This is a genomic window from Halomonas alimentaria (assembly GCF_009902005.1).
GTDB classification, from domain to species: Bacteria; Pseudomonadota; Gammaproteobacteria; order Pseudomonadales; family Halomonadaceae; genus Halomonas; species Halomonas alimentaria.
In genome coordinates this window covers 1,460,373-1,480,569 of the sequence record NZ_WUTT01000001.1, presented here as the reverse complement: position 1 = coordinate 1,480,569, position 20,197 = coordinate 1,460,373, and the positions used below count along the sequence as shown (strand labels likewise).

Here is a 20,197-nt window from a genome sequence, read left to right as displayed (position 1 = left end):
TCATGCCGCACCCCGAAGATGACAATCGCTCCCGGCGTGGTTACCTTGAGCTACTTCTCGAACTGCCACGGAACCTGACATGGAAGAGTTCTTCACCTGGATCGGCAGGACCCTCGGCGAGATCATCCGCTTCGTCGTCGACCTGCTGACCGGCTTCTTCGCCAATATCGGCGACTCCGCCCGCGGCTTCCTCCAGGGGCTGGCCGGCTCGCTGGGCATCTCCACCTCCATCGTCAGCCTGCTGATCCTGGTGGTCGGCCTGTGGATGCTGTGGAAGGCGTTCCGGGCCCTGACCCGCCGCGCCATCGTCGCCACGCTGGTGTGGCTGCTGCTGGGCTTCGTTGTATTGAGCTGGCTCATATATTGACCGCCATCCCGACGTGAAAGCGCCGCCCCGAGGGGCGGCGCTTGTCGTTGAAGACGCGGAGGTTCAGGCCAGGGCCTTTTCCACCACCTCATACACGTTGGGCGAGAGCTCCTCGGCACGGATGCGCTCGAGCTCGCCCTTCATGAGCTCCTGGCGCTCCTCGTCGAAGCGCGCCCAGCGCGTCAGCGGGGTGATCAGCCGTGCGGCGATCTCCGGGTTGAGGCGGTTGAGCTCGATCACGGTGTCGGCCAGCAGGCGGTAGCCCGCGCCGTCGATACGGTGGAAGTTGACCCGGTTCTGGCCGGCGAAGGTGCCGATCAGTGCGCGCACCTTGTTGGGGTTCTTCAGCGAGAAGGCCGGGTGCTGCATCAGGAACTTCACCCGCTCGAGCACGTCGGGTTGCGGGCGTGATACCTGGATCGCAAACCACTGGTCCATCACCAGCGGGTCATGGGCCCACTTCTCGCCGAAGGCCTTGAGCGCCGGCTCGCTGAGCTCGTCGCGACTGCTGTGGGTCAGCAGGGTCAGGGCATGGCGCACGTCGGTCATGTTGTGGTCGGCCTCGAACTGCTCGCGGGCCAGTTGCACGCCGTCCTCGTCCTCGATGGCCATGAGATAGGCGAGCGCCACGTTCTTCAGGCTGCGCCGGGCGATCTGTTCCGGCGTGGGCGCGTAGGGGCTGTCGTCCTGGTTCTCGCGGTAGACGCGCAGGAAGTCATCCCGCAGCGCCGTGGCCAGCCCGCGACGCATGAACTCCCGGGCGGCGTGGATGGCGTCGACGTCCACCAGTGGCTGCTGCTCGGCGATGTAGGCCTCGCTGGGCAGGGTGATCATCTCGGCCAGCACCGCGCGGTCCTCGGGCTCCCCCTCCAGCAGGCCACGGAAGGCCTCGGTGACCCGCGGATCCATCACCTTCTCGACACCATTGCGGTGCGCGGCGATCAGGTCGTCCAGGGCCAGCATGGCCAGGCGCTGGCCGGCATCCCAGCGGTTGAAGCCATCGGAGTCGTTGGCCAGCAGGAAGGCCAGGTCCTCGCGGCCATAGGGGAAGCGCAATTTGACCGGCGCCGAGAAGCCGCGCAGCAGCGAGGGCACCGGGGCCTCGGAGACGTCGGTGAACAGGAACTCCTGCTCCGCCTCGCGCAGGTGGATCACCGCATCGCTTCCCAGCGTTTCGCCATCCAGGGTCAGCGGCAGGTCACGGCCGCTCTTGGTACCCACCAGGCCCAGGCGCACCGGGATGTGCAGCGGCTGCTTGTCGAGCTGGTCGGGGGTCGCCGGAGTGCGCTGGCGCAGGATCAGGCGATACTCGGCCTTGGCGTAGTCATACTCGCCGAAGGCATCGATCTCCGGGGTACCGGACAGGGAGTACCAGTGCATGAACTGGGAAAGGTCCAGTCCCGAGGCCTCGGCCATGCAGTCGACGAAGTCCTCGATGGTCACCGCCTGACCGTCGAAGCGCTCGAAGTAGCGGTCGCTGCCACGTCGGAAGGCGGCCTCGCCCACCAGGTTGGCGAGCATGCGCACCACCTCGGCCCCCTTCTCGTAGATGGTCAGGGTGTAGAAGTTGCCGATCTCGATGTAGTGGTCGGGGCGCACCGGGTGGGCGGTGGGGCCGGCGTCCTCGGCGAACTGGGCGGTGCGGAAGAAGGCGACATCCTCGATGCGCTTGACCGCCGGGGAGTTGGTGTCGGCGGAGAAGCACTGGTCACGGAACACCGTGAAGCCCTCCTTCAGGGAGAGCTGGAACCAGTCGCGACAGGTCACCCGGTTGCCCGACCAGTTGTGGAAGTACTCGTGGGCGACGATGCTCTCGACCCGCTGGAAGGCGGCGTCGGTGGCGGTGTGGGGATGGGTCAGCACCGCCGCCGAGTTGAAGATGTTGAGCCCCTTGTTCTCCATGGCGCCCATGTTGAAGTCGTTGACCGCCACGATCATGAACAGGTCGAGGTCGTACTCGCGGCCGTAGGCCTGCTCGTCCCAGCGCATGGCGCGCTTCAGCGAGGCCATGGCGTGATCGGTCTTGTCGAGGTTCTCCTCCTCGACCCAGATCTGCAGGGTCACCTCGCGCCCGCTGGCGGTGGTGAAGGCATCCTCGACCTTCTTGAGGTCGCCGGCCACCAGGGCGAACAAGTAGCTGGGCTTGGGATGCGGGTCCTCCCAGGTGACGAAGTGGCGGCCGCCCGGCAACTCGCCGCGTTCCACCGGGTTGCCGTTGGAAAGCAGCACCGGCTCGCCGGTACCACCGATCACCGTGGTGGAGAAGGTCGCCATGACGTCCGGGCGGTCCGGGTAGAAGGTGATGCGCCGGAAGCCCTCGGCCTCGCACTGGGTGCAGTACATGCCGTTGGAGAGGTAGAGCCCCTCCAGGGCGGTGTTGGCCTCGGGGGCGATCTCCACCTCGGTGTCGAGGTGGAACGCCTCGGGCACCCGGTGCACCGTCAGGTGCTTGTCGTCTACCGCATACTCGTCCGCCTCCAGCGGCTCGCCGTCGAGTGAGATGGCCTTGAGAGACAGCCCTTCACCGTCGAGCACCAGCGGCTCACCCGGCTCACGCTCGGGGTGACGCGCCAGGTGCAGGCGTGCCTTGACCCGCGTGGTGGCGGGATCGAGGTCGAAGGTGAGGTCGGCATGGGTGACGCGGTAGGCGGGGGGACGGTAATCGCTCAGGTAGGTCGCCTGGGGATCGGACATGCGTGGTGCTCCTGTCGAGAATTGCGACCATTGTACGGCGCCGCGCCCCCCGAGCTCAAAGCACCCTCACAGGGCCGGCTCCGGCCGGGTGACGATCCAGGCCCCGAGCAGGGCAAGGCCGCCGATCAGCGCGAGCTTGAGCCACAGCAGGCTGACAGTCAGCGCCAGCACCAACATGGAAAGGGCCAGCATGCCGGCGGCCAGCTGCTTGGCGTGGCGCGGGATGGCACGCTCGCCCTCCCAGGCCAGCACCGCGGGGCCGAAGCGCGGATGCTCACGGATCCAGCGGGCGAAGTTCGGCGACGCCTTCGAGGCAGACCATACCGCCAGCAGCATGAAGCAGGTGGTGGGCATCAGCGGCACGAAGACACCGATCACGCCGAGGCCAAAACTGAGCCAGGCGATCAGCAGGAAGGCCAGGCGGGGGATGGATGACATGGCACAGCCTCCGACGACGTCTCGTCCTTCATTGAAGACCAGCCGAGCACGGCACGCCAATCGCCATCCCCTATGAACGCCATGGGCTCCGCGCCAACGGCATCGAGCGGACCGCTTTCGCGGCCCCTCGATGCCCCGAAGCGCGCGGGTCAGTCGCGGAAGTTGTCGAACTGCAGCGGCAGATCAGGGCCCTGCTCACCGCGCAGGAGGGCCATCACTGCCTGGAGGTCGTCGCGCTTCTTGCCGGTGACGCGCACCTTCTCGCCCTGGATCTGCGCCTGCACCTTGAGCTTGCTCTCCTTGATGCGCTTGACGATGTCCTTGGCCTCCTTCTGCTCGAGGCCCTGCTTGAGGTGCGCCTCCTGGCGGGCACGCACCCCGGAGAGCACCGGTTCCTGGATATCGAGGCAGCGCGCGTCGATGCCACGGCCGATCAGCTTGTTGCGCAGCACGTCGAGCATCTGCTTGAGCTGGAAGTCCACCTCGGCCTCGAGCTTCACGCTCTCACCCTCGAGCGCGAAGCTGGCATCGACGCCCTTGAAATCGAAGCGCGACTGGACCTCGCGGTTGGCCTGATCCACGGCGTTGCTGGCTTCGTGCTTGTCGAACTCGGAGACGATATCGAAGGAGGGCATGGCGGCTCCTGGCAAGGTAGGAAATGGATGCGGGGATTCTATCAGCCCTGAGCCACCGGCGCCGCAGGCTCCAGCGCCTTGACCATCTGCCAGGCGGCGCAGCCATCCTGGTAATACTCCGGCAACCAGCGCTCGAGCCGAAACCCCATGCGCCGGTAGAGCGCCAGCGCCGCACGGTTGTCGGCGCGCACCTCGAGCCCCAGGCGGGTGCAGCCTCGCCCCCGGGTCTCCCCTTCCAGGGCTTCGAGCAGTTGACGCCCGAGGCCCGAGCCGCGGAACTCCGGGTGCACACAGAAGGAGTAGAGCCGAGCGCGGGTACTGCCGTGACGGAACAGCAGGGTACCGTAACCCAGCAGCCGCACCGGGGTGAGCGCCTCGGCGTCGCGCTCCAGCACCCAGGTATCGGCATGGGCGCGGTTGAGCAGGTGCCAGAGCTGGCGGCGGGAGAAGCGGTCGCCGGTAAAGGCGCTCTGCTCCAGGCGAAAGAGGGCGTCGAGGTCGTGGCCGGTGGCCCGACGCAGCTGAATGGTCATGGGGCTCTCCAGAGGGTACCCGGCCGATTCTGAGCGTGCTCGGGGCCGATGTCAGCGAGGCAGGAGCATGAAATATTTTCACTCAGCATCCGCCTTGCCGTGGCCGCGAGCCAGGCGCATTCTGGCCACAGTTCGGCCCGCCCCGGCCGCCCTCCTCCCTATCCGGTAGCCGCCACCATGTGCCCCTTGCGAATCGTCGTCGACCGCCTCGCCGACTGGCAGCCCTACTATCCCAGTGAAGACCTGATCAGCGCCGACGACTACCTTTCGCTGGACCGCCGCCACCGCAGCGGCACCGAAAGCGAACGCACTACCCATGTGATCAACCTGTGCGGTGAGCTCGACTACCTGGGCACCGGCTACTATGTGTCGCTGCTGGCCCAGGCCCGCGGCCAGCGGGTGCTGCCCACGGTGGAAACGCTCAACGAGCTGTCGCGCAAGGCGCTGATCGACCTGCAGCTCGATACCCTGGCCCCGCTGCTCGGCGAACTGGCGCGGCGCGGCCGGCTTTCCGGCGATGCCGTGACCCTGCGCGTGCTGTTCGGCGAGTGTCATCAACCCGGCCTCGAGCGCCTGGCACGCAAGCTCTTCGAACGCCTGCCCTGCCCCCTGCTGGAGGCCCGACTGGTGCGCCGCCACGACCAGTGGCGGCTTTCTCGCCTCAAGCCGCTGCGCCTGCGCGACCTGGCACCCGCGGAGCAGGACCTCTTCGCCAGCGCCCTCAACCGCCACTCCCGCAAGGTCTGGCGCACACCCAAGTCGCGGCGCCGCTACCGCTTCGACCTGGCGATCCTGGTCGATCCCGGGGAGGCGCTGCCCCCCAGCAACCGCGGGGCGCTGAAGGCCTTCATCCGGGCCGGACGCCGGCTCGGCATCGATGTCTCGTTGATCACCCGCCGCGATGCCGGACGAATCGCCGAGTTCGACGCCCTGTTCATTCGCGAGACCACTGCCCTGGACCACCACACCTATCGCATGGCGCGCCGTGCCGAACACGAGGGGCTGGTGGTGATCGATTCGCCACGGGATATCCTGCGCTGCACCAACAAGGTCTACCTGCACGCCCTGCTGCGCGCCCGCGGCGTGCCGGCACCGGATGGCGTACTGCTCAAGCGCGGCGACCGTCGCCCGCTGGCCGAACGCCTCGACGGCCTCGACTTCCCGCTGGTGCTCAAGGTCCCCGACGGCTCGTTCTCCCGCGGCGTGGTCAAGGTCACCGACCTGGCACAGCTGGAACACCAGGCGGACCGCCTGTTCCACGACTCGGCCCTGCTGCTGCTCCAGGAGTGGCTGCCCACCGAATACGACTGGCGCATCGGCGTGCTCGATGGCCAGGTGCTCTTCGCCAGCCGCTACTACATGGCCCGCGGCCACTGGCAGATCTACGACCACTCCGCTGCCGGGGTGAGGAGCGGCGGCTTCACCACCCATGCCCCGGAGGAGGTGCCGCCGGCGGTGATCAGGGCGGCCCTCAAGGCTTGTCGGCTGATCGGCGACGGCCTGTATGGCGTCGACCTCAAGCAGGCCGGTGACCGGGTGGTGGTGATCGAGGTCAACGACAACCCCAATATCGATGCCGGCATCGAGGATGCCGTGCTCGGTCGGGGTCTCTATGAGCGCATCATGGCGGTATTCCTGTCACGCATGGAGGCGCGGGTACGCCAGGGGAGCTGACGTCGGGCCACGGCTCGCGTATGCTGTCGCTTTCCTCTACAAGCCTTGTACAGCATATGGAGCCCCGATGAGCGATCGCGATACCCGCCACAAGCAGTCGATGCAGAAACTCAAGGCCCACGTCGACGAGAAGGTCGCCGCCGCCACCGAACAGCGCGGCCTGCTGCTGGTCTTCACCGGCAACGGCAAGGGCAAGACCACCGCCGCCTGGGGCACCGTGACCCGCGCACTGGGTTACGGCTACCGCGTCGGGGTGATCCAGTTCATCAAGGGACAGTGGGAGTGCGGCGAGCGCGAGCGGCTGGTCGAGGACCCCAACCTCGAGGTCGCCATCATGGGTACCGGCTTCACCTGGGAGACCCAGAACCGCGAGGCGGATACCGCCGCCTGCCGCGAGGTGTGGGCCGAGGCGGAGCGCATGCTGGCCGACCCCGATGTCTACCTGGTGGTACTCGACGAGATCACCTACATGCTCAAGTTCGGCTACCTCGACATCGACACCGTGCGGCGCGCCATCGAGAACCGTCCCGCCGAGCAGAGCGTGATCGTCACCGGGCGCAATGCCCACCGCGAGCTGCTCGAGATGGCCGATACCGTGACCGAGATGCAGGAAGTGCGCCACGCCTTCAATGCGGGCGTACAGGCGCGCCGCGGCATCGACTACTGACCACTCCCCGAACGCAGCAGGCCCCGCTCGCGCGAGGCCTGCTGTGGATAACGGGACGGTGTCTACCGGGAGAGCTCTCGCTCAGCCGTCGAAGGGATTGCGCAGCACGATGGTCTCGTTGCGGTCCGGGCCGGTGGAGATGATATCGATGCTCACGCCAACCTTCTCTTCCAGGAAGCTGATATAGGAGCGGGCGTTGGCCGGCAGGTCCTCGACGCGCTTGGCACCAAGGGTCGACTCGCTCCAGCCCGGGAGGTCCTCGTAGAGCGGCTCGATGGCTTCATAGCCCTCGGAGTCCACCGGGGTATCCAGCACCTCGCCATCCTTGCTTCGGTAGCCTACGCAGACACGGATGTTCTCCAGGCCGTCGAGTACATCGAGCTTGGTCAGGCAGATGCCGGAGACGGAGTTGATCTGCACGGCATGGCGCAGGGCCACGGCATCGAACCAGCCACAGCGGCGCGGGCGGCCGGTGGTGGCGCCGAACTCGTGACCCTTCTCGGCCAGGTGACGACCGTGATCATCGAAAAGCTCGGTGGGGAAGGGGCCGGAGCCGACCCGGGTGGTGTAGGCCTTGGTGATGCCCAGCACGTAGTCCAGGTAGAGCGGACCGACACCGGAACCGGTGGCGGTGCCGCCGGCGGTGGTGTTGGAGCTGGTCACGAAGGGATAGGTGCCGTGGTCGATATCCAGCAGCGAGCCCTGGGCGCCCTCGAAGAGGATGTTCTCGCCGGCGCGACGCACGCCATGCACCAGGCCCACGGTATCGGCCACCATGGGACGCAGCTCCTCGGCCATCTGCATGGCGCTGTCGAGGACCTCCTGGAAGTCTACCGGCGGCTCGCCGTGGTAGTTGACCAGCACGAAGTTGTGGTAGTCCAGCACCTCGCCGAGCTTGGAAGCGAAGCGCTCGCGGTGGAGCATGTCACCCAGGCGCAGGCCGCGACGCGCCACCTTGTCCTCGTAGGCCGGGCCGATACCGCGCCCGGTGGTGCCGATCTTGGCCACACCGCGGGCCTTCTCGCGGGCCTGGTCGAGGCGCACGTGATAGGGCAGGATCAGCGGGCAGGCCGGCGACAGGCGCAGGCGGTCACGCACCGGCACCCCCTTGGCCTCCAGCTCGCGGATCTCCTTGATCAGCGCCTCGGGTGACAGCACCACGCCATTGCCGATGACACACATCTTGCCGGGCCACAGGATGCCTGAGGGAATCAGGTGAAGGACGGTCTTCTCCCCGTCGAGCACCAGGGTATGGCCGGCGTTGTGACCGCCCTGAAAACGCACCACTGCATCGGCGGATTCGGTCAGCAGGTCGACGACCTTGCCCTTGCCCTCGTCACCCCACTGGGTGCCCAGTACGACTACGTTCTTGCCCATTGCTCTCTCGTCTCTCGTTGCCGCGCGGCGGCGGGCCGTCGCGCCAAGGTGGTATCCCAGTCTACAGTGTCACGGCCTGCCAGTGGCCAGCGCGAAGCACCAGCTGCCGATCGCAGCGGTGTTCCTCGGGTCCGGTGCGTTGTCCCGGCAACGCCTGCACCACCCGCTCGCCCCGGGCGCGCAGCTCCATCACGGTCTCGACCAACCCCTCGCCCTCGGCAGGCGCCCAGATGCCATCGCGGGGTGGCTCGGCGAGGGCGAGCGTGGCCAGCTGCTTGAGGTCCATGGAGAAGCCGGTGGCCGGACGTGCCCGACCGAAGGCGCGACCGGTGTCATCATAGCGGCCGCCCTTGGCCAGCGCCTGGCCGTAGCCGGGCACATAGGCCGCGAACATCATGCCGGTATGGTAGGCATAGCCGCGTAGCTCGCCGAGGTCGAGGTAGAGCGATACCTCGGGGTGGGCGGCCAACACGCCGCGCAGAAGCGCGCGCAGCTGCTCCAGGGCGGCGCCCACGGCGGCAGGCGCCTCGGCGAAGGCCTCACGGGCCTCGTCCAGTACCTCGACGCCGCCATGCAGTCGCCCGAGCGCCATGAACATCTCGGCCAGTGCCGGATCATCGATGCTCGCCTCGACGCGGGCTGCCAGCTCGCCCGGCGACTTCAGTTCCAGGGCCTCGAACATCGCTCGCTCGGCGTCGCCTTCGAGGCCCGAGGCCTCCACCAGGCTGCGATAGATGCCGATATGGCCCAGCGCCAGGTGGATCTCCCCGGCCCCGGCGGCGGACAGCGAGGCCAGCGCCAGGTTGAGTATCTCCTGGTCAGCCTCGAGGCCGGCATGGCCAAACAGCTCCACCCCCACCTGCACCGGGCTGCGACCGCCCTGGTGCTGATCGGGGGTGGCGCGCAGCACGTTGGTGCAGTAGCAGAGCCGCACCGGGCCCTGGCGCTTGAGGGAGTGGGCATCCATGCGCGCCACCTGGGGGGTGACGTCGGCGCTGATGCCCATCATGCGGCCGGTGAGCTGGTCAGTGAGCTTGAAGGTCTGCAGCGCCAGGTCGGAGCCGGTGCCGGTGAGCAGGGAATCGAGAAACTCCGCGGTGGGCGGCATCACCTGGTCGTAACCCCAGCGGTGATAGAGATCGAGCAGCGCGCGACGCAGCTCCTCCATGCGGTTCGCCTGGGGTGGCAGCACTTCGTCCATGCCGTCGGGCAGCAGCCAGCGGTCAGCGATGGTCATGTCAATCATCCTGCAAGGCAGTGAATGGCCGTGATAAAGACGCTTTTCCTTGGCCCGGCGAGCGTCAGGCGTGCGACGGGCTGGCGCGGTCTTGTTGATAGACGGCCACAAAAAAACCGGGCCTCGCCCGGTGTCAGGAGTCTACCACGTTTGCACCGGGGATGAACCCCGGCCGGGCCCGCAGGCCCGGCCGGATGGTTTACTCTCCGCCGCCTGGCGCGGGGCTCTTCAGGTACTGGAAGAAGTCGCTGGAGGGATCCAGGACCAGCATGTTGTCATCGCCAGCGAAGCTGTCGCGATAGGCGTTCAGGCTGCGCCAGAAGCTGAAGAACTCCTGATCCTTGCCATAGGCTTCGGCGAAGATGGCCGCGGCCTCGGCGTCGCCCTCACCGCGCAGGGTCTCGGCACGCTCGTTGGCCTGTGCCAGCAGCACCTGCCGACGGCGGTCGGCGTTGGCGCGGATGCGCTCGGCCTCCTCCTGACCCTGGGCGCGCCACTCGCGGGCCTCGCGCTCACGCTCGGAGCGCATGCGCTCGTAGACCGCCGAGGAGACATCCTCGGGGAGGTCGATACGCTTGACGCGGATATCGCGGATGGCCACCCCCAGCTCATCGCGCAGCAGCTGGTCGAGCTCCTCGGTGGGACCGGTCATCAGGTCATCGCGACGCTCGGCGATGATCTGCTGCAGGTCGAGGCGACCGAACTCGTTACGCAGGCTCTCATCGACCCGCGGCTGGATCAGCCGGCTGGCCATCAGCTCGTCACCCGCCGTGGCCTCGTAGTACTGGGTCGGATTGACCACCTGCCACTTGACGTAGGAGTCGACGATCACCGCCTTCTGCTCCAGGGTCAGGTAGCGGCTGGGCTCGGTATCCAGGGTCAGCAGCCGGGTATCGAAGGTACGCACCGTCTGGGTGATCGGCACCTTGAAGTGCAGGCCGGGCTGGATGTTCTCCTCGATGATCTCACCGAAGCGCAGCTTGACCGCACGCTCGGTCTCGTCGACCACGTAGAGGCTGTTGCTGGCCAGCCAGGCGACGGCCGCCAGGCCGCCGACAATGAGCAGGGAACGATTATTGATCATTTAGCGGCCCTCCCTGCGGATACCACCGGTGTTGCTGCTGTTGCTGGTGTTGCCGGAAGACGACGAGGCGCCCTGGGTGCCGCGCAGGCGCTCCAGCACCCGCGGGTCGAGTTCGCCCTCTTCGCCCTGCTGTGCGCTGCTGCTGCCGCTTCTGCCCAGCTGATCCAGGGGCAGGTACATCAGCGGCGCGTCATTGGCGACATCGACCATCACCTTGGAGGTATTGCCGAACACTTCGCTGACAGCATCGAGGTAGAGGCGCTCACGCATGATCGCCGGCGCATCCTCGTACTGGGTAAGCAGGGCGCTGAAGCGGCTGGCCTGACCACGCGCCTCGGCGACTACCGATTCGCGATAGCCCTGGCCCTGCTCGACAATGCGCTGAGCCTGGCCCTGGGCCTCGGGGATGATGGCGTTGGCGTAGGCCATGCCCTGGTTGATGGTGCGCTGGCGATCCTCGCGGGCGCGGATGACATCGTCGAAGGCATCGATTACCTGGTCCGGCGCCGAGGTGGACTCGATGTTGATGGTCTGCAGGCGAATGCCGGTGCCGTAGCTGTCCTGATAGGACTGCAGGCGACTGGCCACAGAGCTACCGAGGATCTCGCGACCGGAGGTCAGGATATCGATCATGTCGGTGCCGCCGACCACGTGACGCAGGGCACTGTCCAGGGCGTTCTCGATGGAGAGCTGCGGGTTGCGCACGTTGAGCACGAAGTCACGCGGATCGGAGACCTGATACTGGGCCGAGATCTCGACCTCGACGATATTCTCGTCGCGAGTCAGCATCGACTGGGTCTGGGTCAGCGAGCGCACCCGGGTCACGTTGACCATGCGCACGTCGTCGATCAGCGGCGGATTCCACTGCAGGCCCGGCGTGACGACTTCCTGGAACTTGCCGAAGCGCAACACGACACCGCGCTCGGACTGGTCGACCAGGTAGAAGCCCGAGGCCGCCCAGATGGCCAGGGCCACCACGATCAGCAGGCCCGGCAGGGTGAAGGCATTGCGCGGCTTGCCACCGCCGCCCTTGCCGCCAGATCCGCCCTTCTTGCCCCCGCGGCCACCCAGCATGCCGTTGAGCTTGTCCTGAAACTTCTTCAGGGCCTCGTCCAGGTCCGGCGGCTGATTGCCACCGCCCTTGCCACCGCCGCCGTTACCGCCGCCGCGACGACCACCCCCACTCCAGGGGTCGTGCTGGTTGCCACCACCACCAGGCTCATTCCAGGCCATAGGTCTTCTCCACTATGCGTTGCTGCCCCGACCGGAGATGCCGGCCGGGGCCTCGGTTGCGATCCTGTCTTGTTCATGCCCCGTCTAGGGGGTCTCCTCCCACGCCTCACGCTCGCTCAGCGACGCCGGCAGGTAGTCTTCGGCCCGCTCGCCGACCCGCGCCATCAGCTGCAGGAAGTCGCGGCGCGGCAGCCGCACCTGCAGGTGTGTCTGGCCATCCTCGGCGAAGCGCTCCTCGCGCACCGCGCCCAGCTCGTGCAGGCCGGCGCGCAGGCGACCCTGCTCGGGCTCCAGGGTCAGCGCGAAATCGATGACATCATCGGCCAGACACTCCGAGAGCGCCTGCTCCAGCAGCTCGAGCCCCCTGCCCTCGCGGGCCGAGAGCCACACTACCTCGGGGCGCCCCTCGCCGTCGCGCTCGATACGCGGTGCGCTGTCGAGCAGGTCGATCTTGTTCATCACCTTGAGCGTCGGCACCTCCAGGGCGCCGATCTCGTCGAGCACCGTCTCGACCTGCTCCACATTGAGCTCGCGGTCGGGATCGGCGGCGTCGATGACGTGCACCAGCAGGCTGGCCTCGGCGGCCTCCTGCAGGGTCGCCTGGAAGGCCTCCACCAGCTTGTGCGGCAGGTGGCGGATGAAGCCTACGGTATCGGCCATCACCACCGGCCCCACATCCTCGATCTCCAGGCGCCGCAGCGTCGGGTCGAGGGTAGCGAAGAGCTGGTCGGCCGCATAGACCTTCGATTCGGTAAGCGCGTTGAACAGCGTTGACTTGCCGGCGTTGGTATAGCCCACCAGCGAGACACTGGGAATCTCGGCGCGGGCCCGGGAGCGACGGTTCTGGTCGCGCTGGGTACGCACCTTGTCGAGGCGCTTGTGGATCGCCTTGATGCGCCCACGCAGCAGCCGCCGGTCGGTCTCCAGCTGGGTCTCGCCGGGGCCACGCAGGCCGATACCGCCCTTCTGGCGCTCCAGGTGGGTCCAGCCCCGCACCAGGCGGGTCGACATGTACTCCAGCTGGGCCAGCTCCACCTGCAGCTTGCCCTCGTGGGTACGCGCCCGCTGGGCGAAGATATCGAGGATCAGGCCGGTGCGATCGATCACGCGACACTTGAGCTCGCGCTCGAGGTTGCGCTGCTGGGAGGGGCTCAGGCCATGATTGAAGATCACCAGCTCGGCGCCATGGACACCGAGCGCCTCGCGCAGCTCCTCGAGCTTGCCGGAGCCCACGAAGGTGCGCGAGTCGGGACGCTTGCGGCTGCCGGTCAGCAGGGTGGCCGGCACGGCGCCGGCCGAACGCACGAGCTCCAGGAGTTCACCCGGATCCTCGCGCTCCTTTTCGTCCTGGAAGTCCATATGGACGAGTACCGCCGTCTCACCGGCGTCGGGGCGTTCAAAAAACAATCACTACCTCACTCATCTTCCTGCGGCGCGGCAGGATCCTGGGCCGGCAGTCGCACGTTGCGCGACGGGACCACGGTGGAAATGGCGTGCTTGTAGACCATCTGGCTGACGGTGTTGCGCAGCAGGATGACGAACTGGTCGAAGGACTCGATCTGGCCCTGCAGCTTGATGCCGTTGACCAGGAAGATCGATACCGGGATACGCTCCTTGCGCAGGATGTTCAGGTACGGATCTTGAAGCGACTGCCCTTTGGACATTTTTTCTCTCCCTGGATGTGTCTCTGGGGTTGGGTTATTGGGGTTTTCGGGGGCCTTTTCAAGCGGCCCGGCCAGCGGCCTAGGAAACACCGTATCTTACGCTAAGTGCCGAAATGGCGCACGAGTTTCAACACCTCCGCCAGGGGGTCGTCGCCCAGGGTATCCACCCAGTGCAGCGCCTCCCAGCTGCGCATCCAGGTCAGCTGCCGCTTGGCCAGCTGCCGGGTCGCCACGATGCCGCGCTGCTCGAGACCGGCGCGGTCGACCTCGCCGTCGAGGTACTCCCATACCTGACGATACCCTACGCTTTTCATCGAGGGCAGCGCCGGCGTCAAATCGCCGCGCGACCGCAGGGCGTCGACCTCCTCGATCAGGCCACCCTCGAGCATGGCCGCAAAGCGTGTGGCGATACGCTCGTGCAGCACGAGCCGTTCGCCCGGCGCGAGCCCTATCGACAGCGTACGCCAGGGAAAGGTTTCCGGGCGCTGTTCGGCCCACAGTTCGCTGAGGGTCCGCCCGCTGATGCGAAAGACCTCCAGGGCGCGCAGCAGCCGCTGGGGGTCGCTGGGGTGGATTCGCGCCGCCGAGCCCGGGTCGACGCGGCCAAGCTCCTGATGCAGGGCGGCCATGCCGCGGGCAGCAAGCTCGGCCTCGAGCTCGGCGCGCACCGTCGGGTCGGAACTCGGCAGGTTGGCCACGCCATGCAGCAGCTGCTTGAGGTACATCATGGTGCCGCCCACCAGCAGCGGCACCCGGCCCGCGGCACTGATCTCGCGCATCTCACGCAGGGCGTCCTCGCGAAACTCCGCCGCCGAGTAGGGATCGGCAGGATCGCGGATATCGATCAGCCGGTGCGGCGCGCGGGCCAGCTCCTGCGCCGAGGGCTTGGCGCTGCCGATGTCCATGCCACGATAGACCATGGCCGAGTCGACACTGATCAGCTCCACGCCCAGGCGTTCATGGAGCTCGATGGCGAGGTCGGTCTTGCCGGCGGCGGTGGGACCCATCAGCAAGATCGCGGGGGGGCGCTTATCGATCATGGGCCTACTGCCCCCGCATGAAGAGGCGGTCGAGCTGCTTCATGCTCATCTCGGTCCAGGTGGGGCGGCCGTGGTTGCACTGACCGCTGCGCTCGGTGCGCTCCATGTCGCGCAGCAGGGCATTCATCTCCGCCAGGGTCAGGCGGCGGTTGGCACGCACGCTGCCGTGGCAGGCCATGCTGGAGAGCAGCTCGTTGATATGTGCCTCGAGGCGGTCCGAGCGCCCGTAGCGCTCGAGGTCGGCGAGCATCTCGCGTACCAGCGGTTCCACGTCGGCATCGGCCAGCAGCGCCGGCACCTGGCGCACCAGCAGGGTCTCGGGGCCGGCGACATCGAGCTCGACGCCCAGCCGGGCAAAGGCCTCGCGCTCGCTCTCCGCGGTGGCCACCTCCGCGGGGCTGGCCGCCAGCGAGACCGGCACCAGCAGCGGCTGGGCCTCGAGGCGACCGCCATGGACCTGGGTCTTCATGCGTTCGTAGACGATACGCTCGTGGGCGGCATGCATGTCCACCAGGATCAGGCCACGCTCGCTCTGGGAGAGGATATAGACCCCGTGCAGCTGTGCCACGGCATAGCCCAGCGGCGGCGCCCGGGTGTCGTCCTGCTCGGGCAGCGGCGCGTGTGGCGTGGTCTGCTTGGCCTGGCGCTCGGCCACGGCCAGGTCGGCCGCGGCACCACCGGCGCCGGGCGCCGCGGGCTGCGGCGTTAGCAGGGTCTCCTCGTGATCGGGATGCAGGTTGCGATAGCCCTCCATGAAGGCCCGCACCCTGTCGGGCGTCACCTTGCCCCCCTCCTCGCGATTCGGCAGTGACATGGGCTGCTGCTGCCAGCGCCCGGCAGACTCGGCCACCCGCTGCGGCGCGGCACCCGCCTCGCTGCTCCCGCTGGATCCCTGGTCGCCGCCTTCGTCGGACTCTTCGCCAGGCCCAACCCCCGGTTGGCCGGCACGAGCCTCACCGAGCGCCCGGTGCAGGCTGGAGAAGAGGAAGTCGTGGACCAGGCGCCCGTCGCGGAAGCGCACCTCATGCTTGGTGGGGTGGACATTGACATCGACCACCGACGGGTCGACCTCCAGGTAGAGGACGAACACCGGGTGGCGGCCGTGGAAGAGCACGTCACGGTAGGCCTGGCGCACGGCGTGGGCCACCAGGCGGTCGCGCACCACGCGGCCGTTGACGAAGAAGTACTGCTGGTCGGCCTGGGCCCGGGAGTGGGTGGGCAGGCCGACCCAGCCCCACAGGCGCAGGCCCGAGGCCTCGAGGTCCAGATGCAGGGCGTGTTCGAGGAACGCCTTGCCGAGCAGCGCGGCGATGCGCCGCTCGCGGCTGGCCATGTCTTCCCCCGGGCGCAGCTGATGGACGGTCTTGTGGTTATGGCGCAGGGTCCAGCCGATGTCGTAGCGCGACAGCGCCTGACGACGGAAGGCCTCCTCGACGTGGCCGAACTCGGTCTTCTCGGTGCGCAGGAACTTGCGCCGCGCCGGCGTATTGAAGAACAGGTCACGCACCGTCACCGAGGTGCCACGGGGGTGCGGCGCCGGGGAGACGCGGGGCTCCATGTTGCGGCCCTCCGCTACCACGCGCCAGCCGGCGGTGGGATCCTCCGCGGGGTTGGAGACCAGCTCCAGTCGCGACACCGAACTGATCGAGGCCAGCGCCTCGCCGCGAAAGCCCAGGCTCGCCACCCCCTCGAGCTCCTCCAGCGACACGATCTTGCTGGTGGCGTGGCGCGACAGCGCCAGCGGCAGGTCATCCTCACCGATGCCGCTGCCATCGTCGCGCACCCGGATCAACCGGGCACCGCCGGCCTCCAGCTCCACCTCGATGCGCGAGCTGCCGGCATCGATGGCGTTCTCGACCAGCTCCTTGACCACCGAGGCGGGCCGCTCGACCACCTCGCCGGCGGCGATCTGGTTGGCCAGGCGCGGATCGAGAATCCGGATACGACGCTGTTCGGTCATAGGGCTCCAGGGGACGTCATGAACGGGGGATGCGCAGTACCTGGCCGACCCGGATCACGTCGCCATTGAGCTCGTTGGCCTGCTTGAGGCGGCCCACCGGCACGTTATGGCGCGAGGCGATCTCGGAGAGGGTGTCCCCCGGCTGGATGCGGTACTCGTTGCCGGCGGTACTCCGCCCGTTGTCGCGCTGCCAGGCCAGCAGGCTGGCCGGTGGCGGGTTGGTGCGGAAATGCTCCTCCAGGCCGGCGAAGATGGCCCGGGCCATCTTCTCCTGGTGGCCCGAATCGCGCAGACGCCGCTCCTCCTCGGGGTTGGAGATGAAGCCGGTCTCGACCAGCAGCGAGGGAATATCCGGTGACTTGAGCACCACGAAGCCGGCCTGCTCCACCCGCGACTTGTGCAGGCGATTGACGCGCCCCATGCGGTCCAGCACCTGCCCACCGATGGAGAGGGAGTCGTTGAGCGTCGCGGTCATGGTCAGGTCGAGCAGCACGCCGCGCAGCACCTCGTCCTTGTCCTTGAGCGACAGGTTGCCGTCCACGCCGCCGATCAGGTCGGCCTGGTTCTCGCTCTCGGCCAGCCACTGGGCGGTCTCGGAGGTAGCCCCGCGCTGGGAGAGCGCATAGACCGAGCTGCCGTTGGGGCGAGGGCTGTTGAAGGCATCGGCGTGAATGGAGACGAAGAAGTCCGCCTTCTGCTCGCGGGCGATGCGCGTACGCTGGCGCAGCCCCACATAGTAATCGCTGTCACGGATCATCACCGCGCGAAAGCCCTCGGTGGCGTTGACCCGCTGCTGGAGGCGCTTGGCGATCTGCAGCACCACGTCCTTCTCGCGGGTCCCCGCGGGGCCGATGGCACCCGGGTCCTCGCCACCATGACCGGCATCGATGGCGATGATGATATCGCGCCGGGGATGGGGCTGGGCACGCTGCACCGGCGCCTCGGGCTCTGGCACCGCGGCCGCGCCGCCGAGATCGACCTGGGCCTGGGCACGCTTGGCGGCGATCTCCTGCTCGCGGATCATCGCCTCGATGGGGTCGATGGGGTCCTCCACCGCGCTCTCACCGGGGTACTCGAGGTCCACCACCAGGCGGTGGCCGTACTGGTCGTTGGGCGCCAGGGAGAAGTGCCGCGGGTCCACCTCGCGCTCGAGGTCGAGCACCACGCGCAGACCGCTGCCATCCCGCACGCCGGAACGGATGCGGCTGATGGCGCTACCGGTCAGGTCGAGGCCGTCGAGATCGGCCCCCATGCGGCTATCGTCCAGATCGATCACCAGGCGGCGCGGATTGTCGAGGGAGAACACATCGGCCCGGGTGGGCGATGCCAGGTCGAAGACCAGCCGCGCATGATCGGGCGCCGCCCACAGGCGCAGGTTCTCCACCTCGCCGGCCTGCACTCCGGCCAGCGGAGCCAGAAGCAATGCACCCAGTGCCAGCAGACGATGCAGGGCAGCCAACCTCATGGGGTACTCCCCTTGCGACGACCATCGGCGAGGCGCCATTCGGCGACGGCGGGCATGGCGTCCAGGCGGGCCAGGGCGGCTCGTCCATGCGCACTGTGCGCCTCCAGCCGGGCCTCTCGGCCACTGCCGACCACGCCAAGCTCGATGCGCAGGTCGGGGGCGGGCAGCCAGCCGGCGCCACGGGCGGGCCACTCGATCAGGCTCAGGGCGTCGTCGCCGAGCAGGTCGCGACCACCGATGAACTCCAGCTCCTCGGGATCCCCCAGCCGATAGAGATCGAAGTGGTAGACCCGCACCCCATCGAGCTCGTAGGGCTCCACCAGGGTGTAGGTGGGGCTCTTCACCGCGCCGCGATGGCCATAGGCACGCAGCACGCCGCGCGCCAGGGTGGTCTTTCCGGCCCCCAGCTCACCGACGAGATAGACTCGCCCACGCCCCTCCAGGGCACGCCCCAGGCATTCGCCCAGGCCCACCTGGCTCTCTTCGTCATCGAGTCGCAGCCGCATCGCCCTCGCCCTTGCCATCACAGGTCGCCATCAAACCCTGTCGGGTTGACCAGAATTCGCGCATAGGATGCCAGATCGCCGGCCAGCAGACCACGCTCACCGGCCTCTGCCGCGGCGAGATCCGCGGCCCGGGCGTGCACCAGCACGCCCAGCCGGGCGGCACTCTCCAGGGGCACACCCTGGGCCAGCAGGGCGCCGAGCATCCCGGAGAGCGCATCGCCCATTCCGCCGCTGGCCATGCCCGGGTTGCCGAAGGGGCAGACGGCCATCCCTGCGGGGCCTTCGACCAGGCTGCCCGCGCCCTTGAGGATGATCACGCCACCCCAGCGCTCGCGCAGCGCCCTCGCCGCTCCGGGGCGATCCGCCTCGACCTCGGCGGCTGTGCAACCCAGCAGGCGGGCCGCCTCGCCGGGGTGCGGTGTCAGGATCCAGTCTTCACGGCGCATCCCGGCGAAGTGTGCGGCCAGCAGGTTGAGGCCATCGGCATCCACCACCAGCGGCTTGCCGGCAGCCAGCGCCGCCTGCAGCACGCCCTGCCCCCAGCTGCCCTGCCCCAGGCCAGGCCCTGCCACCAGCACGTCGGCAAGGGTGGGTAGCGCGCCGAGATCGGCGGCACCGCGGACACCGTGGGCCATCACCTCGGGACGCCGCACCAGGCTGGCGGTGACGTGCTCGGGTGCGGTAGCCAGGCTCACCTTGCCCGCTCCCAGGCGCCCACAGGCCTCGGCGGCCAGCAGCGCCGCCCCCCCGAAGCCGGGCGCTCCGCCCAGGATCAGCGCATGGCCACAGTCCCCCTTGTGGGTAGTGCGGGCACGCGGCGGCAGCCAGGCCTCTATCAAGGAGGCATCGAGCAGGCGGGCGGCGGGCAGCAGGTCGGCCTCGGCCAGGGCGTCCACACCGAGCGCCCGAAAGGCGAGCTCGCCGACATGATCCGCTGCCGCCCCGGTATGCAGCCCCAGCTTGTCGCCGATAAAGGTCACGGTGGCGGCGGCACGCACCGCCTCGCCGAGCACCGCGCCGCTGTCGGCATGCAATCCCGAGGGAATATCGATGGCCAGCACCGGCTTGGCGCTCGCGTTGACCGCCGCGATCGCCTCGCGGAAGCCGCCGCGCACCTCGCCATCGAGACCGGTGCCCAGCAGGGCATCCACCAGCAGCTGGCCGGAAAACGCCATGCCGGGACTCCACGGCTCGGCACCGACGCCGGCTGCGGTTGCCATGTCCGCGGCACGGCGGGCATCGCCACTCAGCTCGTCGAGCTCCTTGAGCAGGATGCGCTGCACCGCAAGCCCCTCCGCGGCGGCCAGGGCGGCCAGCACATGGCCGTCGCCGCCGTTGTTGCCGGCGCCGCACAGCACCGTCAGCGAGCGAACCTCGGGCCAGCGCTCCCTGAGGCACTGCCAGGCGGCAGCGCTGGCGCGCTGCATCAGGGCGAAGCCCTCGATGCCACCGGCGATGGTCCGCCGGTCGAGCTCACGCACCTGCTCGGCACGGTAGAGCGGGTGCAGCGATACGGCAGGATGGCTGTCGGCCATGCGGTGTCTCCCGGGTGGCAATGCTTTATCATGGCGATGGTTCGATGAACGCGCTTATCGAACAGTGTAAAGCCTTCGTGGCTTGCGC

Annotated in this window: 18 protein-coding genes; 3 read left to right on the top strand and 15 right to left on the bottom strand. The window is 68.1% G+C overall.

All coding sequences use genetic code 11. The features are described from left to right. Positions 1–79: 79 nt before the first annotated feature. Positions 80–367, top strand: a complete 288-nt coding sequence (locus GRB96_RS07045; RefSeq protein WP_161431478.1) for a hypothetical protein — start codon at positions 80–82, stop codon at positions 365–367. 63 nt (positions 368–430) lie between these two features. Here the strand turns inward: GRB96_RS07045 and pepN are convergent, their stop codons facing one another. The 4 genes from pepN to GRB96_RS07025 all read right to left on the bottom strand — a co-directional run bounded on the left by pepN (position 431) and on the right by GRB96_RS07025 (position 4,667). Next, positions 431–3,061: an aminopeptidase N gene (gene pepN, locus GRB96_RS07040; protein WP_161431477.1), complete on the bottom strand. Its 2,631-nt coding sequence runs from the start codon at positions 3,059–3,061 to the stop codon at positions 431–433. A gap of 66 nt (positions 3,062–3,127) precedes the next feature. Continuing rightward, positions 3,128–3,499 (bottom strand): YbaN family protein, encoded by a 372-nt coding sequence (locus GRB96_RS07035; protein WP_161431476.1) that lies wholly within the window; start codon positions 3,497–3,499, stop codon positions 3,128–3,130. Positions 3,500–3,648: 149 nt separating this feature from the next. Next, the gene (locus tag GRB96_RS07030) at positions 3,649–4,134 is read right to left on the bottom strand and encodes a YajQ family cyclic di-GMP-binding protein (RefSeq protein ID WP_161431475.1); all 486 of its coding nucleotides are present in this window, start codon (positions 4,132–4,134) and stop codon (positions 3,649–3,651) included. Between the two features lie 41 nt (positions 4,135–4,175). After that, positions 4,176–4,667 carry a GNAT family N-acetyltransferase gene (locus tag GRB96_RS07025; RefSeq protein ID WP_161431474.1) on the bottom strand — a complete coding sequence of 164 codons (492 nt, stop codon included), beginning with the start codon at positions 4,665–4,667 and terminating at the stop codon, positions 4,176–4,178. Positions 4,668–4,844: 177 nt separating this feature from the next. Here GRB96_RS07025 and GRB96_RS07020 point away from each other — a divergent pair, with 177 nt between their 5' ends. Both GRB96_RS07020 and cobO read left to right on the top strand, forming a co-directional pair. After that, on the top strand, positions 4,845–6,341 hold the full coding sequence (locus GRB96_RS07020; protein ID WP_161431473.1) for a RimK family protein: 1,497 nt from the start codon (positions 4,845–4,847) through the stop codon (positions 6,339–6,341). Between the two features lie 67 nt (positions 6,342–6,408). Further along, positions 6,409–7,008 (top strand): cob(I)yrinic acid a,c-diamide adenosyltransferase, encoded by a 600-nt coding sequence (gene cobO / locus GRB96_RS07015; protein ID WP_161431472.1) that lies wholly within the window; start codon positions 6,409–6,411, stop codon positions 7,006–7,008. An 81-nt stretch (positions 7,009–7,089) separates the two neighbouring features. Here cobO and GRB96_RS07010 read toward each other — a convergent pair whose 3' ends face one another. From GRB96_RS07010 to GRB96_RS06960, 11 genes are all read right to left on the bottom strand, one after another. Further along, positions 7,090–8,385 (bottom strand): adenylosuccinate synthase, encoded by a 1,296-nt coding sequence (locus GRB96_RS07010; protein ID WP_161431471.1) that lies wholly within the window; start codon positions 8,383–8,385, stop codon positions 7,090–7,092. Positions 8,386–8,446: 61 nt separating this feature from the next. Next, complete coding sequence (locus GRB96_RS07005) at positions 8,447–9,622, bottom strand: ATP phosphoribosyltransferase regulatory subunit (protein ID WP_161431470.1); 1,176 nt, start codon at positions 9,620–9,622, stop codon at positions 8,447–8,449. Positions 9,623–9,821: 199 nt separating this feature from the next. Further along, a complete protein-coding gene (gene hflC, locus GRB96_RS07000; RefSeq protein ID WP_161431469.1) occupies positions 9,822–10,706 on the bottom strand; it encodes a protease modulator HflC in 885 nt (294 codons plus the stop codon). Further along, complete coding sequence (gene hflK / locus GRB96_RS06995; protein ID WP_161431468.1) at positions 10,707–11,939, bottom strand: FtsH protease activity modulator HflK; 1,233 nt, start codon at positions 11,937–11,939, stop codon at positions 10,707–10,709. It lies immediately after the preceding gene. Between the two features lie 84 nt (positions 11,940–12,023). Next, positions 12,024–13,346: a ribosome rescue GTPase HflX gene (gene hflX / locus GRB96_RS06990; protein ID WP_161431467.1), complete on the bottom strand. Its 1,323-nt coding sequence runs from the start codon at positions 13,344–13,346 to the stop codon at positions 12,024–12,026. Positions 13,347–13,354: 8 nt separating this feature from the next. Continuing rightward, the gene (gene hfq, locus GRB96_RS06985) at positions 13,355–13,603 is read right to left on the bottom strand and encodes an RNA chaperone Hfq (RefSeq protein ID WP_161431466.1); all 249 of its coding nucleotides are present in this window, start codon (positions 13,601–13,603) and stop codon (positions 13,355–13,357) included. A gap of 101 nt (positions 13,604–13,704) precedes the next feature. Beyond that, positions 13,705–14,643, bottom strand: a complete 939-nt coding sequence (miaA, locus tag GRB96_RS06980; RefSeq protein ID WP_161431465.1) for a tRNA (adenosine(37)-N6)-dimethylallyltransferase MiaA — start codon at positions 14,641–14,643, stop codon at positions 13,705–13,707. Between the two features lie 4 nt (positions 14,644–14,647). Continuing rightward, positions 14,648–16,603 carry a DNA mismatch repair endonuclease MutL gene (gene mutL, locus GRB96_RS06975; protein WP_161431464.1) on the bottom strand — a complete coding sequence of 652 codons (1,956 nt, stop codon included), beginning with the start codon at positions 16,601–16,603 and terminating at the stop codon, positions 14,648–14,650. Positions 16,604–16,619: 16 nt separating this feature from the next. Further along, entirely contained in the window at positions 16,620–18,068 is a 1,449-nt protein-coding gene (locus tag GRB96_RS06970; RefSeq protein WP_161431463.1) for an N-acetylmuramoyl-L-alanine amidase, read from the bottom strand. Continuing rightward, the gene (tsaE, locus tag GRB96_RS06965; RefSeq protein ID WP_161431462.1) at positions 18,065–18,574 is read right to left on the bottom strand and encodes a tRNA (adenosine(37)-N6)-threonylcarbamoyltransferase complex ATPase subunit type 1 TsaE; all 510 of its coding nucleotides are present in this window, start codon (positions 18,572–18,574) and stop codon (positions 18,065–18,067) included. Before tsaE ends, GRB96_RS06970 begins: the two co-directional genes overlap by 4 nt. A 17-nt stretch (positions 18,575–18,591) precedes the next feature. Next, a complete protein-coding gene (locus tag GRB96_RS06960) occupies positions 18,592–20,109 on the bottom strand; it encodes an NAD(P)H-hydrate dehydratase (protein ID WP_161431461.1) in 1,518 nt (505 codons plus the stop codon). Positions 20,110–20,197: the final 88 nt, after the last annotated feature.

Coding starts and splice junctions, on each gene's coding strand:
- hfq (WP_161431466.1), bottom strand. CDS start 13,603: ATGTCCAAAGGGCAGTCGCTTCAAGATCCGTACCTGAACATCCTGCGC.
- GRB96_RS06970 (WP_161431463.1), bottom strand. CDS start 18,068: ATGAGGTTGGCTGCCCTGCATCGTCTGCTGGCACTGGGTGCATTGCTT.
- GRB96_RS07020 (WP_161431473.1), top strand. CDS start 4,845: ATGTGCCCCTTGCGAATCGTCGTCGACCGCCTCGCCGACTGGCAGCCC.
- GRB96_RS07035 (WP_161431476.1), bottom strand. CDS start 3,499: ATGTCATCCATCCCCCGCCTGGCCTTCCTGCTGATCGCCTGGCTCAGT.
- GRB96_RS07025 (WP_161431474.1), bottom strand. CDS start 4,667: ATGACCATTCAGCTGCGTCGGGCCACCGGCCACGACCTCGACGCCCTC.
- hflC (WP_161431469.1), bottom strand. CDS start 10,706: ATGATCAATAATCGTTCCCTGCTCATTGTCGGCGGCCTGGCGGCCGTC.
- GRB96_RS07045 (WP_161431478.1), top strand. CDS start 80: ATGGAAGAGTTCTTCACCTGGATCGGCAGGACCCTCGGCGAGATCATC.
- pepN (WP_161431477.1), bottom strand. CDS start 3,061: ATGTCCGATCCCCAGGCGACCTACCTGAGCGATTACCGTCCCCCCGCC.
- GRB96_RS07010 (WP_161431471.1), bottom strand. CDS start 8,385: ATGGGCAAGAACGTAGTCGTACTGGGCACCCAGTGGGGTGACGAGGGC.
- GRB96_RS07005 (WP_161431470.1), bottom strand. CDS start 9,622: ATGACCATCGCTGACCGCTGGCTGCTGCCCGACGGCATGGACGAAGTG.
- tsaE (WP_161431462.1), bottom strand. CDS start 18,574: ATGCGGCTGCGACTCGATGACGAAGAGAGCCAGGTGGGCCTGGGCGAA.
- GRB96_RS06960 (WP_161431461.1), bottom strand. CDS start 20,109: ATGGCCGACAGCCATCCTGCCGTATCGCTGCACCCGCTCTACCGTGCC.
- miaA (WP_161431465.1), bottom strand. CDS start 14,643: ATGATCGATAAGCGCCCCCCCGCGATCTTGCTGATGGGTCCCACCGCC.
- cobO (WP_161431472.1), top strand. CDS start 6,409: ATGAGCGATCGCGATACCCGCCACAAGCAGTCGATGCAGAAACTCAAG.
- GRB96_RS07030 (WP_161431475.1), bottom strand. CDS start 4,134: ATGCCCTCCTTCGATATCGTCTCCGAGTTCGACAAGCACGAAGCCAGC.
- hflK (WP_161431468.1), bottom strand. CDS start 11,939: ATGGCCTGGAATGAGCCTGGTGGTGGTGGCAACCAGCACGACCCCTGG.
- mutL (WP_161431464.1), bottom strand. CDS start 16,603: ATGACCGAACAGCGTCGTATCCGGATTCTCGATCCGCGCCTGGCCAAC.